Genomic DNA, 13,943 nt, shown 5'->3' with positions numbered 1-13,943 from the left:
CGCACGATTCAGCTGAATCGTGCGGAGCCCCGCGTTTTTGGTTCATTTCCGGGTGTCCGCGGGCCTGCCAAAAGCGGCCGAGGTCCTGAAGTGCGGATGCATCGCCGGGTTCCGGTGTGCCGTACAGGTGGAAGGCCAGACCCGGGAATTCACTGTCGCAGGAATCCAAGGTTGCATGCGCCTGTCCGCTGAGGCCGCTATCGAGCTCAGCCAAGCCGCAGCAAGCTCATATCTCTTCAGTCGAACCATTCCGCTAGCTTCCGCTCGACGGCAAATCCCGGCTCGCCGCGGCATTCCACATCCACTGATTGGTGGCCGCTGGTTGCCGAGGTGAAGGCACCCTGCAGAAAGTGCGTTCCCTCTTTCGGGAAGTAATGTTCCGGATCCGTGGTTGTGACGAGGGACAGTCATTATTCCTTGAAGGGACCCCCATGACCATTCTCGTCACCGGCGCCACCGGCAAGCTCGGCCGCCTCGTTGTTGAAGCGCTCCTGGAGCGCAATGTTCCCGCGGAACAGATTGTGGCCGGGGGCAGGAACCTCTCGAGGCTCGCCGACCTCGCACAACTCGGGGTCCAGGTCCGCGCCATGGACTACTCCGACCCCGCGTCGCTGCGCGAGGCATTCACCGGTGTCGAGAAATTGCTGCTGGTTTCCGGCAGCGAGCCGGGCCCGCGCGTGGCCCAGCACCTCGACGTCATCGAGACGGCCAAGGATGCAGGTGTCCAGTTGCTGGCCTACACCAGCATCCCCAACGCCGACACCACCACCATGGCCCTGGCCGAGGACCATCAGACAACCGAGCGGGCACTGCGCGATTCCGGGGTCCCCTACGTCCTGTTGCGCAACGGCTGGTACCTGGAGAACTACACCGAGCAGTTGACTGGCTACTTGAAGCACGGCTCCGTCTTCGGCAGCGCCGGTGATGGCCGGCTCAACGGCGCCACCAGGGCCGATCTTGCACAAGCTGCCGCAGCGGTGCTGCTCGCGGAGGACCAGGCGGGTATGGTCTACGAGCTGGGCGGCGAAGAATCCTTCACCCTTGAGGACCTCGCACGCGAGGTCAGCACCGCCACGGGCCAGGCAGTGACCTACCAGGACCTGTCGGAAGAGGACTTCTCCCACCTGCTCACCGGCGCCGGAGTGCCGGTGTCCTTCGCCAGGATCCTGGCCGACAGCGACAGCGGCATCGCCCGCGGCGAGCTGCTCGTCGAGGGCAACGCCCTGGCAACCCTGATCGGCAGGCCCGCGACGACGCTGGGCGAGGCCGTTCGCTTCGCCGCCGCCACCCTTGCGGCACAACAAGCGTAGGGATCGTCTCCCAATGGTGATTTCTCGATGGCAGAACTCCTGGTGAGCGCAGCAGGGAGCACGAAGGCCGAACGGCAAGCCAGGGCAAGCACGCCGTAACGGGTCGCCATCCCGCGCAGTACCAGAGGAAGTTGAAGCTACGCTCGACTTTCGTTGCGTGGCTCGTAGGCATCCTTGTCGCATGACACGGGCCAGCCGCCGACTTTCCCTCGCATTTGCGGTGGGATTTCCGATCCCCCAGTGGGCGGATCATGCATTCGATGCCGCGGCCCGGCGCTACCGCCTGCGCCGGGTCGCCTCAATGGTCGGCCCATTCACAGGCGAGAATGGACATGACGTGCGCATCGATCCACCCACCTTCGTAGCGGAGCGCTTGCCGCTTGACGCCCTCATGGACGAAGCCGACCTTCTCGTACACATGCCGGGCGCGGGGGTTGAAGTCATAGACCTCGAGCTCGACACGGTTGAGTCCTTGGTCTGCGAAAGCGTGGCGCATCGTGAGTCGGGTGGCTTCGGTTCCCAAGCCTTTGTTGCGGGCACCCGAGATCCAGATGCGAAAGCCACAGGAGCGGTTGCCGAGATCGAGGTCATTGAGAACGGATTCGCCCACGACCTCTCCCGAGTCATGGTCAACGATTGCCCAAACGATACGGTCTTCGGCGACCGCCCAGCGTCGGTAGATGTCCTCCAATTCAGCCATGCTCCATTCCTTGTGCCGCGCCTCGGTGCGATCGTGAACTGAGCCCGTCAGCACCGCCAGCTCGGTATCCCTGAGCGCGGCATGCAGTGCAGACACGTCAGCCATGGTCACAGGCCGAAGAGTCACCAGGCTGCCGGGAAGTGAGCACTTGCGGGAGAAGTCAATTGTCGGCGCCTTCATGGCACAAGTGTCGCAGGGCCATCTGCTGATGCGATACATCCGCCACGCCTTGCCTTGGCACAAGGGCGGGGGGGGGCTCGACGTGGCCTTTGAGCAGTGTCGCTTCGGGCATGAGCGCGAGCTTCAACGCGAGTTCTCCGCCGACCTCCGGGGCGCGGCGCACCTCCACCGTAGCCGTCCGCGGCGCCTATGATGATGCCATGCGCATTGCCGTCCTTGATGACTACCAGAATGTTGCCCAATCCCTGGCGGACTGGGACTCGCTGCCGGGCGGGACCGTCTTCTTCTCGGGTTTCCTCGGGCACGATGACGACACCGTCGCCAGCGCACTCCAAGGGTTCGACGTCATCGTCGCCATGCGCGAACGCACCCCCTTCACCGCAGACCGGCTGCGCAAGTTGCCCGGACTGAAGCTGCTGGTCACCACCGGGATGCGCAACGCATCCATCGACCTGGACGCGGCACATGACCTTGGCATCACGGTATGCGGCACCGCGGGAAGCTCCGCCGCCGCCGCGGAACACACCTGGGCACTGATCCTGGCCGCGGCCCGCCGCCTGGACGTGGAGCTGATCTCTTCCTCGCGGCCGCGAGCCGCCGGCCAACCGTGGCAACAGACCCTGGGCACGGAGCTGTCGGGAAAGACCCTTGGGGTCTACGGCCTGGGCAAGCTGGGCAGCCAGATTGCCAGGATCGGGCAGGCCTTCGGGATGCAGGTCATCGCCCACAGCCAGAACCTGACCGCCGAACGAGCCGACGAAGCCGGGGCCGAGCTGGTGGGCAAGGACGAGCTTTTTGCGCGCAGCGACGTGCTCACCATCCATCTCAAACTCTCCGACCGCACCACCGGGGTGGTGGGCACGCAGGAACTGGCGCTGATGAAACCCGGTTCGATCCTGGTCAACACCTCGCGCAGCCCCATCATCGACGAGGATGCGCTGGTTGCCGCGCTTGGCGCCGGCGCACCCGCAGTGGCTGCCATCGACGTGTTCGATGTCGAGCCCCTGCCGGAGAACCACCACCTGCTGCAGACCCCGGGCATCATCGCCACCCCGCACCTGGGCTACGTGACCCAAGAGCAGTTCGGGATCTTCTACACCGGTGCGGTGGAGGATATCGCCGCTTGGGCGGCCGGGACGCCCGTCAATTTGCTGGCCTGACCTACTCGGGCAGCGGTTCGGTGCCCAGCAGGGCGTTCTCGAGGGCTGCCGTGCGGCGGCGCAGCGCCTCGGCCACCGCCGCAACGGCGGGCTGGCGCAACGAGTCCGGCCGCAGCACCATCCAGTACGGCAGGCGTTCGGCGAAGTCGCCGGGCAGCAGCCGCACCAGGTCCCGGTGGCGGCCGGCCATGTAGCAGGGCAGGAAGCCGATCCCGGCGCCGGCACGCGTGGCCTCGACATGGACGAAGACGTTGGTGGAACTGAGTGAATCCAGCATTCCGGGAACCAGCCGCCGCGGGGCATCCAGCGCGTCGACCTGAAGCATCGAATCGACGAAGTACACCAGCCGGTGCTCGCCCAGTTCGGCGATGCTTCCGGGCGTGCCGAAGTCTTCGAGGTAGCGGCGCGAGGCGTACATCCCCAGCGTGTAGTGTCCGAGCAGAATCGCCTCCGCCCGGTGCACCTGGGGCTCGCCGACCACCACTTCCAGATCCAGACCGGAGCGGTGCTGCAGCGCCCGGCGGGTGACGTTGACGATCTCCACGCTGAGGTTCGGGTGTTTGCGGCGCAGCTGGGCAACCGCCGGTGCGATGATGAACGCGCTGAAACCATCCGTGGCGGAAATGCGCACGACGCCGGTGATCTTGTCCGCGTCCTGCTCGCCTTCGTTGATGGTGGCCACCGCGGTTTCCACGTCCTCGGCCGCCCGCACTGCCCGGCGGCCCAGGTCGGTCAGCTCCCAGCCGCCCACGGTGCGGGCCAGCGTGCGGCCGCCCAGGCTCTTGTCCAGAGCGGCGATCTGCCGTGACACGGTGGTGTGGTTCAAGCCCAGGGACTCGGCAGCCGTGGTGAACCTTCCGGTGCGCGCCACCGCGAGCAGGATCAGCAAGTGATGGGGGTTCGGGGAGGCGGCGGTGGACTGGAGGTTCATATCTGCAATTGTGCACCCGATCTCTGCTCAACTGGTCATTGTTGCAGAAAGCCGCTTCTGTCCATACTGGGTGGAGTCTTCCTGTGTGCTGGACCACAGGGCCACCCGCAACGCCGATGTCAACGTTGACCACGGCAGAACAAAGGAGTCAGACGATGAGCGTCAACAAACCCACGGACATCACCGTGACGAAGCCGGAGACCGAGCAATCCGGGCTGAAAAAGATTGTCGCAGCCTCGATGGTGGGCACGGTGGTGGAGTGGTACGAGTTCTTCCTCTACGCCACCGCCGCCTCGCTGGTCTTCGGCAAGTTCTTCTTCCCCAACGCAGGCTCGGAGCTCGACGGCATCATCGCGGCATTCCTGACCTACGCCGTGGGCTTCATCGCCCGGCCGCTGGGCGGCATCGTGTTCGGCCAGATCGGCGACAAGCTCGGCCGCAAGCACACCCTGCAGGTCACCATCATCATGGTCGGCGTGGCCACCTTCCTGATGGGTTGCCTGCCCGGCTTCAACTCCATCGGCTACTGGGCGCCGGCACTGCTGGTGATCCTGCGCTTCGTCCAGGGCTTCGCCGTGGGCGGCGAATGGGGCGGAGCCGTCTTGCTGGTGGCCGAGCACAGCCCCAACTCATCGCGCGCCTTCTGGTCCAGCTGGCCCCAGGCAGCCGTTCCGGTGGGCAACCTGCTGGCCACCCTGGTGCTGCTGGGCATGTCGTGGATCCTTCCGTCCGACCAATTCCTGAGCTGGGGTTGGCGCGTGGCCTTCTGGCTGTCGGCGGTCATCGTCGTGATCGGCTACTACATCCGCACCCACGTTTCCGAGGCGCCGATCTTCCTTGAGGCCCGCGCCCAGGTGGAAGCCGACAAGGCAGTCAACTACGGCGTGCTGGAAGTTGTGAAGAAGTACCCCAAGGGCATCTTCGGTGCCATGGGCCTGCGCTTTGCCGAGAATATCCTCTACTACATCATCGTGTCCTTCACCATCGTGTACCTGAAGACGGTACACGCGTATGACACGAGCCAGCTGCTGCTGGCCCTGCTGGTGGCCCACGTCATCCACTTCATCGTGATCCCGCAGGTCGGGCGGCTCTCGGATACCTTCGGCCGCAAGCCGGTTTACCTCGCCGGTGCAGTGCTCGGAGCCAGCTGGGCGTTCTTCGCCTTCCCGATGTTCGACACCCGGAATCCGTTGGTCATCATCGCCGCCGTCACCATCGGACTGTGCTTCCACGCGCTGATGTATGCGGGCCAGCCGGCCATCATGGCCGAGATGTTCCCGACCCGCATGCGCTACTCAGGCGTCTCCCTGGGCTACCAAGTCACCTCGATCGTTGCAGGTTCGATGGCACCGATCATCGCGACCGCCTTGCTGAAGGACTTCGGATCCTGGCTGCCGGTGGCCATCTATGTGGCGGTGGCCTGTGCCATCACCGCCGTCGCCGTCATCACCCTGAAGGAAACCCGGGGTGCTTCCCTGCACGACATCGACGACGCCGACGCCCGCAAGCACGGGCTCAACACGGCCCGGGTCAGCAACTGAGCGCCTCCGCGCCCGCAACCAGGCACCAGGCACCAGGCACCAGGCACCAGGCACCACCATGCTCTACGTTAGGGAACTTTCATGACCAACCAGGAAACCGCACGGATGAACGCATCTGCCCTCCAGACACTGACGGGCAGGCGGGCCTTGGTCACCGGCGGCGCCAGCGGGATCGGCTTGGCCGTCGTGCGCGCGCTGGCCGCCCGCGGCGCCCACGTCATCGTCGCGGACAGGGACCGGGAGGGGGCCGAGGCGGTGGCGGCGGAGGTCGGCGGCTCAAGCTGGGTGGTCGATCTGCTGGATCCGGCCGCCGTCGCCGAGGACAAGCTGGCGGAAGCCCTCGACGGGGTGGACATCCTGGTCAACAATGCCGGGATCCAGCACATCAGCCCGATCCAGGACTTTGACCCGGCGGACTTCCGCCGGATCATGACCCTCATGCTGGAGGTCCCGTTCCTGCTGATCCGTGCTGCACTGCCGAAGATGTACGCGCAGGGATTCGGCCGGATCATCAACGTCTCCTCCGTGCATGGACTGCGGGCCTCGCCCTTCAAGTCCGCCTACGTCACCGCCAAGCACGGGCTCGAGGGCTTGTCCAAGGTCACCGCACTCGAAGGCGGCGAGTACGGCGTGACCAGCAATTGCGTCAACCCTGGCTACGTGCGGACCCCGCTGGTGGAGAAGCAGTTGGCGGACCAGGCCCGGGTCCATTCCATCCCCGAGGCCGAGGTGCTGGCCAAGATCATGCTGACCGAAAGCGCCATCAAGCGCCTGGTCGAACCGGAGGAAGTGGCATCACTGGTGGCATGGCTGGCCGGTGACGAGGCGTCCATGGTGACCGGTGCCAGCTACACCATGGACGGCGGCTGGTCGGCCCGTTAGCTTTCGCCGTCTCCCGGTGTTCGTGCGCCTCGTGCTGCCGGGAGCAGCGCAGGGGTCGGCTTGCCGCAGCGTTCTAGACGGTCCGTGGGGCACGAGCCAGGTTTGTCTCCAGCTCTGCCGCATTCTGCCGCGCCACGTAGGCGGGGCGGTCGCGTTCCACCCGCCAGCTCTCGGAGAGCGGGCCGATGTCCACGGTGTCAAAGCCGAACTCGTCGTAGAGCTCGGCCACGAGTGCCGAGGCGTCTGCATGGTCGCTGGCAGTGGCCAGCGCCCGTCGGTTTTCGGTCCCTTCCGGGCTTCCGGTCGTGGTGATTTCTGCTGCGAGAATATGATTGAAGCCCTTGGCCACCCGCGAGTCCCGCAGGTGCTCCTGGACCATGCCCGAGGTCGTGGTCTCTCCGCGATCCAGGGCGTCGATGTGGCCGTCGCGTTCCCAGTAGTAGTTGTTGGTGTCGATCACTACCTTGCCGGCCAGCGATTCCGCCGAAATCCGGTCCAGGTTCTTCAGGGGGATGGTGAGCACGGCAAAGTCCGCCGCGGTCCCGGCTTCCGAGGCCGTCGCGGCACGCGCCCGGGGCCCCAATTCGGCTACCAGGTCCGTCAAGGTTTCTGGCCCGCGCGAGTTGCCGATGACCACGTCGTAACCCAGTTGCACGGCCTTGCGTGCGATCTGGGAGCCAATGTTTCCTGCACCGATGATGCCGATGGTTGTCATGTGGATCACAACAACTTCACGGCCCTCGGCATTCCATGCGGACCGGTGGGGCCCGGTCAAGCCCTTGTCGGGCGGGGCGGCGTCGGCATTTCAGCCGTTGGGCACACCTATCTGCCCAAAGAGCGAGAGGCGGATCCTGCGCGCCTCGCCCATGTGCCGGCGCATGGCTTCCTGTGCCGCGGCGCCATCACGGTTCCGGATGAGCCGCACCATTTCGGCATGCTCGTCCAGGGATTCCGCCCACCTGGCGCCGACCGACAGCGTCGAGGACGGCGCATGGATCTGGTGGGTCGACAGGCGATCCAGCAGGTCCTTGAGGATCGGGTTGTGCGCGGCCGTCCAGAGTGCGGAGTGGAACTCGATGTTGGTCCGCAGGCGCGTCTGGTCATCAGGATCCGGCAATGCCCTGTCGCGTTCAACCAGGCCCTCGAGGCGGATCAGGTCCATCTCGGTCCGCGTGGCCGCCGCTTCCAGGGCGGCCTGGCCCTCCAGCAAGATCCTCAGGTCGTAGACCTGCATGAGCTGTTCGGGGTCGATGTTGCGCACCTGGAGCCCGCGGACCCCGCGCTCGAGCAACCCCTCCTGCGCCAGCCGGCCCAGCGCCTCGCGCACCGGGGTGCGCGAGACGCCGAAGCGCTCGGCCAGGGCCACTTCCTTGAACGCGGTGCCTGGGGCGTGGGAACCGTGCAGTATTTCGGCACGCAGTTCGGCATGGATCGTCTCCGAGTCCACCTTTGCCGCCATCTCAACCCACCTCCGCCCCGCGTGAAGGGGGCTCCGTCGTAATTTCTTGCCTAGGCCAGCGTACCGGCACGGCGTCCGAACACGACGCCGGCGGCAAGCCCGGAACCGCCCGGGTAGTTCGCGGAGAAGAGGCCGCCGAGCATTTCGCCGCAGACATACAGCCCGTCGATGTGCTCGCCGTCCTCGGTCAGCACGCGGCCGTGGGTGTCGGACTTCAGGCCGCCGAAGGTGAAGGTGATGCCACAGGTGACCGGGTAGGCATAGAACGGGCCGGTCTCCAGGGGCATGGCCCAGTTGCTCTTCGGCGGGGTCACCTTGGCCGCGCGGCCATCGAGCACGTTCGGGTCATAGGCGATCGAGGTGTCGATGGAGCCGTTGAAATCGCTGACGGTCTTGGACAGAGCCGCGGCGTCCACGCCCAGCTTGTCGGCCAGTTCCTCGATGGTGTCGGCGATGACCTCGGAGATTCCGGGCATCTCGTACTCTTCTGCACGCAGCATGGGGCGCAGCGAGGCGTCAAAGACCTGGTAGGCGACGGAATCCGGCTGCTGCAAGATGACCCGTCCGTACTTGGCGTAGGTGAGGTTGCGGAAATCCGCGCCCTCGTCCAGGAAACGCTCGCCACGGTTGTTCACGATGATGCCCAGCGGGTAGCTCTGGCGAGTCAGTCGGTTGGTCAGCTCGCGGTTTGACTCGTTTTTTGCGGTGAAGGCATCCCACTGCACGGAGTGGCAGGTTCCCCAGTCCCCGCCCTTGACCGCGCCGGCGGCCAGACCGGCGTTGATCATCTCGCCATGGTTGAAGGCAGTGCCACGGATCTTGGCGTTCTGCCAGCCCTCGCCGAGGTGCTCGCGGCGCATTTCCGGGTTCGATTCGAAGCCTCCGGCCGCCAGGATGACGGATTCGGCGCGCAATTCCTGCACGCTTCCGTCCTCGCCACGGACCTTGACGCCCTTGGCCACGCCATTCTCGAGAATGATGTCAAAGACATCTTGTCCGTAGCGGACCTCGGTGCCGAGCTTCTCGGCAACGGCGACGTGGTCGGCCATCAGACCCTCGCCGCCGCCGACGTTTCCGACGTGCAGGCCGCCCCAGAAGAGGAAGCTGCCGTCCTCGCGTTCGTAGGCCTGGCGCTCGTACATCAGGCGGTACTTCAGGCCCAGGCTCTGGAGCCAGCGCAAGCCCGGTGCGGCCTCGTTGACCAAAACCTCGGTCAGCTCCGGGTCGTTGCGTCCCTCGGTGACCTTCTTGAGGTCGGCCGCATAATCGGCGGCGGAGTACGGCGGGACCTCGCTGACGGCGTGGCGTTCGTCGGCTTCGATGAAGTCACTCAGGTCCTCGATGCCGTTGTGGGCGATGCGGGTGGCACCGGCGGTGTAGTAGCTGTTGCCGCCAAAGAGCTCGCGCGGTGCCTTCTCGAGCAGCAGCACCTTGCGCCCGCGCTCCCTCGCGGCGTGCGCCGCGGTGAAGGCCGCGTTGCCGCCGCCCACGACGATGACGTCTGCCGCGAGTTCGTTGCCTGCTTCGTTTTCCATGCTGCCCATGATCGAGCCTCCCTGTCTTCGGCCCCCGTCCGGAACCTTCTGGATACGAGTGTATACACAAATATACAAAGAGCGCCAGAGGGTGTCGTTCCTTGGTCGGTGAAGCGGGGCTTGGCGCGGCTACCGGCCGGTCCAGCGGTAGCGGTGTTCCGGGCGTCCCGGCGCGCCGTACTTGGGCCGCAATTCCGCCAGCCCGCGCCCGGCCATCATCTCCAGGTACCGCCGCGCACTCACCCGGGAGATTCCGCAGGTCTCGGAGATCTCGGCGGCGGACATGTCGCCGGTCCCGCCCGCGCCAGCCGCAGCGCGCAGCGCCTGGCCCACCAGCTCGACGGTTGGCCGGGAAAATCCCTTGGGCAGCGGCGCGTCGAGTGCCGCAGCAGCCGGCACGGCCTGTCCGTCGCCGCGCCGCTCCGGCACCCCGGCCCGCAGCATCGAGTCGATGTCCTCCTGGGCCAGGGACGGTTCGGCCTGCGCCGCCTCCACGGACCGCGAAGCCCTGAAAGCCTCGAGCCGGCGGTTGAAATCGGTCACGGTGAAGGGCTTGACCAGGTAGTCGTCGATGCCGCGGCCAACGGCGAAGCGCACGGTGTCGCGCTCGCTGGCAGCGGTGATCATGATGACGCCGGTGTCGTGCCCGCTGCCGCGCAGATCCTCCAGGACCTGGAGGCCGTCCATGTCCGGCAGGTTCACATCCAGCAATACCAGGTCGATGTGCTCCTCCTCGAGAAACGCCAGGACAGGCCCGCCGCGCTCCAGCACGCCGGCCACCTCGAACCCTTCGAGCGCTGCCACGTAGCGGGAATGAAGGCGTGCGATATCCGGATCGTCGTCGACAACCAAGGTCCTGATCATGCCGGTTCCTCCGTTTGGCTTCCCGGCGCCGTCCCCGGCGCCACCCCATTCCACTCGACCGCGAACAAGGCCCCTCCCAGTTCCCCGGTGTCCACCGACACCGAACCGGCACGGCGCCGGATCACCCGGTCCACCAGGGCCAGGCCGATGCCGCGCCCGGTGTCGGCCTTGCTGCTCACCCCGCGGCGAAAGATCTTATCCACCTCGCCCGGGGCAATGCCCGGTCCGCTGTCCTCCACCCATATGCCCAGGTGCCCGGGCCCGGCCTTCACCAGCAGCCGCACCGTTCCTCCGTCGCCGGCGGCCTCGATCGCGTTGCCCAGCAGGTTCCCGACCACCGTCAGGACGTCCTCGTCCGCACGCCAGCCCGGTTCGACGTGGGATTCCGGATCCACCAGCAGCCTCACCCCGGCTTCGCGCGCCCCGGCCGCATTGGCGCCGACGAGCCCGGAGAGCGCCGGATCCTTCAGGATCCCGGCGTCTGCCCCGAGGGCGGCGCCGCTGATCCGCTGCAGGTACTCGGCGGCCTCCCCCGGCTCGCCAAAGGACAGGTAGCCCGAGAGCACATGCAGCCTGTTCGCGAACTCGTGGGCCTGCGAGCTCAAGGCGTCGGCGAGGCTTCTTTGCCCCTGCAATTCGCGCAGCGTTTCCTCCAGCTCGGTGCGGTCCTGCAGCGTCAGCGTCCGGCCCAGCGACTTGCCGTTGGCCAGCGCCTCGCGCCGGGTTGCCACCAGGATGCGCTCCCCCGACAGGACGTATTGCGTTTCCTCGGCCCACGGGTCTTCGCTGCCGAGCTGGGCGCTGACCGTGGGATCGAGTACCTCGGAGGCCAGCTTCCCCACGACCTCCCCCGTCAACCCGAGCAGGCGCCGCGCCTCGTCGTTGACCAAGGTCAGCCGCCCCACGGAATCCACGCCGACGACGCCGTCATGCACGCTGAACAGCAACGCCTGCTGGGACTGCAGCAGGCCCGCCACGGCTTCGGGCTCAACGCCGTAGATCCGCCTGCGGACCACCCGCGCGACCACTGCCGAGGCAACGGTTCCCGCGGCCGCCGCGCCCAGGATCCAGGGAGCCACCTCCGCCACGATTTCCAGCAATTCCCCGCGAATCTCGCTCTGCAAGATGCCCACCGACACGGTTCCGACAATTTTCCCGTTGAAACGCACCGGCTCCTTCGCCCGAAGCGTCACGCCCTGCGGCCCCATCTCCGTGCCCCTGAAGGACTGCCCCTCCCGGACCGCGTCATGGTCGGAGGACACCGGCTCCCCGATGAGTTCCGGTTCCGGGTGCGCCACCCGGATGCCCGCCAGATCCGCCACCGTCACATATTGGACACCGGAAACCGATGTCGCGAGCTCGGCAATTGGCGCGATCACCTCGGTGGCCCTGGGTCCATCCAGGCTTTCCCGCACTGACCCGTTGGCGGCCATCTGGAGAGCCACGGTGTGAACACGCTCAAAGGCGACTTCTTGGGTCCGGTGGTCCTCGAAGACCAGGATCACCACGGACACTGCGCTCATCAACCCCAACACGATTCCCAGCTGCATGGCCAAGAGCTGTGCCCGGCGGCGGTGTCTAGACAGGGATCGCACTGTGCTTCGGGCCTCTTTCACTTTTCGTTGACTTTGTTTTCTTTACTGTTCTTATGAACTAAAGCACATTTTCGCTGTGCTTCAGATCACTTCTCTGGCACCTTTGTGGTCGAGGGACCCGCCAATGACACCCGGTCCACCACCCATGAGATTACGGATGAAAATGAGCAAGAGCATAATCAAGAAGACGCTGTACGGCACCGTCGTCGCTGTCGTGGCGGGTCTGGCACTGGTCAATGCGGCCGCAAGCGGAGGCGAAGCGACCGCGCGTTCGAAACTCGTCCTCATGGCCCCGGCGGCTCCCGGCGGTGGCTGGGACGGGTTCGCCCGCGAGTCGCAGCAGGCCCTGAAGTCCGGTGGCGTGGTGAACAACGCACAGGTCGTCAATGTGCCAGGTGCCGGCGGAACCATCGGCTTGAGCCAGTTCGTCCAGATGCACGGTCGCCGCGACATGTTGATGGTCACCGGCGGCGTCATGGTCGGCGCCATCGAACTCTCCGACTCCGAGGCCACCTTCGACGACATCGTGCCCATTGCCCGGCTTGCAGATGACTTCGCCGTGTTGGTGGTGCCGGCCAAATCGGAGTTCAAGACACTGGATGACTTCGTCAAGCGCTGGAAGGAAAATCCGGGTGGAACGTCGATTTCCGGCGGCTCACTGGGTTCCATCGACCACCTGCTGACCGGCTTGGTGGCACAGAAGGTCGGCATCGATCCGATCGAGACCAACTACATCGCCTACTCCGGCGGCGGCGAGGCGCTGACCTCGATGCTCTCCGGAACGACCGTCGGCGGAATGTCGGGCTACAACGAGGTAGCCGACCAAATCGAATCCGGCAGCCTGCGCGCCTTGGCAATTTCCTCGGAAGAGCGTCTCCCCGGAGTCGATATCCCCACCTTCAAGGAACAGGGCGTCGACGCCTCGATGGCCAACTGGCGCGGCGTCGCCGCTGCCCCCGGCATCACCGAGGAGCAAAAGCAGGAATTCGTGGACATCGTTTCCGAATATCGCCAGACCGAACACTGGCAGGGAGCGTTGGAACGCAACAGCTGGACGGACAGCTTCATGACGGGCGACGAATTCGAGGAGTTCATCGACTCGGAGGTCGCAGTGACCAAGGACATCGTGGAAGGACTGGGACTGTGAGATCGATCGACGAATCCACCGCAACCGTGCGGGCAGCAGATGACTACCCGATACGCATCACCGGCTTCTGGTCGGGACGCAGCGAGCTGATCGTCCCGGCACTGGTATTCATCCTCGCCGGCTTCCTCTCCTACGGGACCGCGACCATGCAGGTGATGGGCACCAGCGTTCCGGGCCCGCAGTTCTTCCCCACCATCGTCTGCGTGCTGCTGTTCTCGGTGGCCGCCATCCACACGGTGCAGATCCTGCGCACTCGGCGTTTCCCTCACGAGGACAGCGAAGGGCAGAACCCCGACTTTTCCACGGACATGCTCGGCGATCTGGCCGACACCGAGCGCACATCCATCTATGGCCCAAGCACGCAGCCTTCGGCCACAGGCAAACGCAAGGCCTACTCGGATTGGAAGACGCTCGGAATGGTCATCGGAGCAGTGGCTGCGTTCATCGTGGCGCTGCCCGTCCTGGGCTGGATACTGAGTGCTGCTGGCCTGTTCTGGGTCGTGTGCCGCGCTTTGGGAAGCCGACGTCCATTGTTCGACCTCAGCGTCTCCATCCTTTTTTCCGCGGTCATCCAGCTGGCCTTCAATGCCGGCCTCGGCCTCAACCTGCCGTCGGGCTTCCTGGAAGGACTGATCTGAC

Annotated in this window: 13 protein-coding genes; 6 read left to right on the top strand and 7 right to left on the bottom strand. The window is 65.7% G+C overall.

Going from position 1 to position 13,943, the window contains the following annotated elements; translation table 11 throughout:
- Nucleotides 1–431 precede the first annotated feature (431 nt).
- Nucleotides 432–1,310: an SDR family oxidoreductase gene (locus ACIPUB_RS05795; protein WP_407606507.1), complete on the top strand. Its 879-nt coding sequence runs from the start codon at nt 432–434 to the stop codon at nt 1,308–1,310.
- A gap of 298 nt (nt 1,311–1,608) precedes the next feature.
- Here the strand turns inward: ACIPUB_RS05795 and ACIPUB_RS05790 are convergent, their stop codons facing one another.
- Nucleotides 1,609–2,190 carry a GNAT family N-acetyltransferase gene (locus tag ACIPUB_RS05790; RefSeq protein ID WP_407606506.1) on the bottom strand — a complete coding sequence of 194 codons (582 nt, stop codon included), beginning with the start codon at nt 2,188–2,190 and terminating at the stop codon, nt 1,609–1,611.
- Nucleotides 2,191–2,390: 200 nt separating this feature from the next.
- On the opposite strand from ACIPUB_RS05790, the gene ACIPUB_RS05785 reads away from it, so the two are divergent.
- Nucleotides 2,391–3,350 carry a D-2-hydroxyacid dehydrogenase family protein gene (locus tag ACIPUB_RS05785; RefSeq protein ID WP_407606597.1) on the top strand — a complete coding sequence of 320 codons (960 nt, stop codon included), beginning with the start codon at nt 2,391–2,393 and terminating at the stop codon, nt 3,348–3,350.
- 1 nt (nt 3,351) lies between these two features.
- On the opposite strand, the gene ACIPUB_RS05780 is transcribed toward ACIPUB_RS05785, so the two are convergent.
- Nucleotides 3,352–4,281 (bottom strand): LysR family transcriptional regulator, encoded by a 930-nt coding sequence (locus tag ACIPUB_RS05780; protein WP_407606505.1) that lies wholly within the window; start codon nt 4,279–4,281, stop codon nt 3,352–3,354.
- Nucleotides 4,282–4,436: 155 nt separating this feature from the next.
- Here ACIPUB_RS05780 and ACIPUB_RS05775 point away from each other — a divergent pair, with 155 nt between their 5' ends.
- A complete protein-coding gene (locus ACIPUB_RS05775) occupies nt 4,437–5,822 on the top strand; it encodes an MFS transporter (RefSeq protein ID WP_407606504.1) in 1,386 nt (461 codons plus the stop codon).
- Nucleotides 5,823–5,903: 81 nt separating this feature from the next.
- On the top strand, nt 5,904–6,704 hold the full coding sequence (locus ACIPUB_RS05770; protein WP_407606503.1) for a 3-hydroxybutyrate dehydrogenase: 801 nt from the start codon (nt 5,904–5,906) through the stop codon (nt 6,702–6,704).
- A gap of 73 nt (nt 6,705–6,777) precedes the next feature.
- Here the strand turns inward: ACIPUB_RS05770 and ACIPUB_RS05765 are convergent, their stop codons facing one another.
- From ACIPUB_RS05765 to ACIPUB_RS05745, 5 genes are all read right to left on the bottom strand, one after another.
- On the bottom strand, nt 6,778–7,479 hold the full coding sequence (locus tag ACIPUB_RS05765) for an NADPH-dependent F420 reductase (RefSeq protein WP_407606502.1): 702 nt from the start codon (nt 7,477–7,479) through the stop codon (nt 6,778–6,780).
- 30 nt (nt 7,480–7,509) lie between these two features.
- A complete protein-coding gene (locus ACIPUB_RS05760; protein WP_407606501.1) occupies nt 7,510–8,163 on the bottom strand; it encodes a GntR family transcriptional regulator in 654 nt (217 codons plus the stop codon).
- A gap of 50 nt (nt 8,164–8,213) precedes the next feature.
- The gene (gene tcuA / locus ACIPUB_RS05755) at nt 8,214–9,698 is read right to left on the bottom strand and encodes an FAD-dependent tricarballylate dehydrogenase TcuA (protein WP_407606500.1); all 1,485 of its coding nucleotides are present in this window, start codon (nt 9,696–9,698) and stop codon (nt 8,214–8,216) included.
- Between the two features lie 129 nt (nt 9,699–9,827).
- Nucleotides 9,828–10,562, bottom strand: a complete 735-nt coding sequence (locus ACIPUB_RS05750) for a response regulator (RefSeq protein WP_407606499.1) — start codon at nt 10,560–10,562, stop codon at nt 9,828–9,830.
- Nucleotides 10,559–12,085 (bottom strand): ATP-binding protein, encoded by a 1,527-nt coding sequence (locus tag ACIPUB_RS05745; protein ID WP_407606498.1) that lies wholly within the window; start codon nt 12,083–12,085, stop codon nt 10,559–10,561. Before ACIPUB_RS05745 ends, ACIPUB_RS05750 begins: the two co-directional genes overlap by 4 nt.
- A gap of 235 nt (nt 12,086–12,320) precedes the next feature.
- On the opposite strand from ACIPUB_RS05745, the gene ACIPUB_RS05740 reads away from it, so the two are divergent.
- Together ACIPUB_RS05740 and ACIPUB_RS05735 are read left to right on the top strand one after the other, a co-directional pair.
- Nucleotides 12,321–13,304 carry a Bug family tripartite tricarboxylate transporter substrate binding protein gene (locus ACIPUB_RS05740; protein WP_407606497.1) on the top strand — a complete coding sequence of 328 codons (984 nt, stop codon included), beginning with the start codon at nt 12,321–12,323 and terminating at the stop codon, nt 13,302–13,304.
- Nucleotides 13,301–13,942 carry a tripartite tricarboxylate transporter TctB family protein gene (locus ACIPUB_RS05735; RefSeq protein WP_407606496.1) on the top strand — a complete coding sequence of 214 codons (642 nt, stop codon included), beginning with the start codon at nt 13,301–13,303 and terminating at the stop codon, nt 13,940–13,942. The genes ACIPUB_RS05740 and ACIPUB_RS05735 overlap by 4 nt, the downstream gene beginning before the upstream one ends.
- Nucleotide 13,943 lies beyond the last annotated feature (1 nt).

This window comes from Paeniglutamicibacter sp. ORCA_105 (assembly GCF_045798545.1).
GTDB classification, from domain to species: domain Bacteria; phylum Actinomycetota; class Actinomycetes; order Actinomycetales; family Micrococcaceae; genus Paeniglutamicibacter; species Paeniglutamicibacter sulfureus.
Note: the sequence above shows the minus strand (reverse complement) of the source record. Positions and strands in the feature narration are given on the sequence as shown.

Excerpts from the sequence above, each read along its gene's own strand:
- ACIPUB_RS05775 (WP_407606504.1), top strand. The coding sequence starts at position 4,437 with ATGAGCGTCAACAAACCCACGGACATCACCGTGACGAAGCCGGAGACC.
- ACIPUB_RS05795 (WP_407606507.1), top strand. The coding sequence starts at position 432 with ATGACCATTCTCGTCACCGGCGCCACCGGCAAGCTCGGCCGCCTCGTT.
- ACIPUB_RS05790 (WP_407606506.1), bottom strand. The coding sequence starts at position 2,190 with ATGAAGGCGCCGACAATTGACTTCTCCCGCAAGTGCTCACTTCCCGGC.
- ACIPUB_RS05760 (WP_407606501.1), bottom strand. The coding sequence starts at position 8,163 with ATGGCGGCAAAGGTGGACTCGGAGACGATCCATGCCGAACTGCGTGCC.
- ACIPUB_RS05740 (WP_407606497.1), top strand. The coding sequence starts at position 12,321 with ATGAGCAAGAGCATAATCAAGAAGACGCTGTACGGCACCGTCGTCGCT.
- ACIPUB_RS05745 (WP_407606498.1), bottom strand. The coding sequence starts at position 12,085 with ATGAGCGCAGTGTCCGTGGTGATCCTGGTCTTCGAGGACCACCGGACC.
- tcuA (WP_407606500.1), bottom strand. The coding sequence starts at position 9,698 with ATGGAAAACGAAGCAGGCAACGAACTCGCGGCAGACGTCATCGTCGTG.
- ACIPUB_RS05770 (WP_407606503.1), top strand. The coding sequence starts at position 5,904 with ATGACCAACCAGGAAACCGCACGGATGAACGCATCTGCCCTCCAGACA.
- ACIPUB_RS05750 (WP_407606499.1), bottom strand. The coding sequence starts at position 10,562 with ATGATCAGGACCTTGGTTGTCGACGACGATCCGGATATCGCACGCCTT.
- ACIPUB_RS05780 (WP_407606505.1), bottom strand. The coding sequence starts at position 4,281 with ATGAACCTCCAGTCCACCGCCGCCTCCCCGAACCCCCATCACTTGCTG.
- ACIPUB_RS05785 (WP_407606597.1), top strand. The coding sequence starts at position 2,391 with ATGCGCATTGCCGTCCTTGATGACTACCAGAATGTTGCCCAATCCCTG.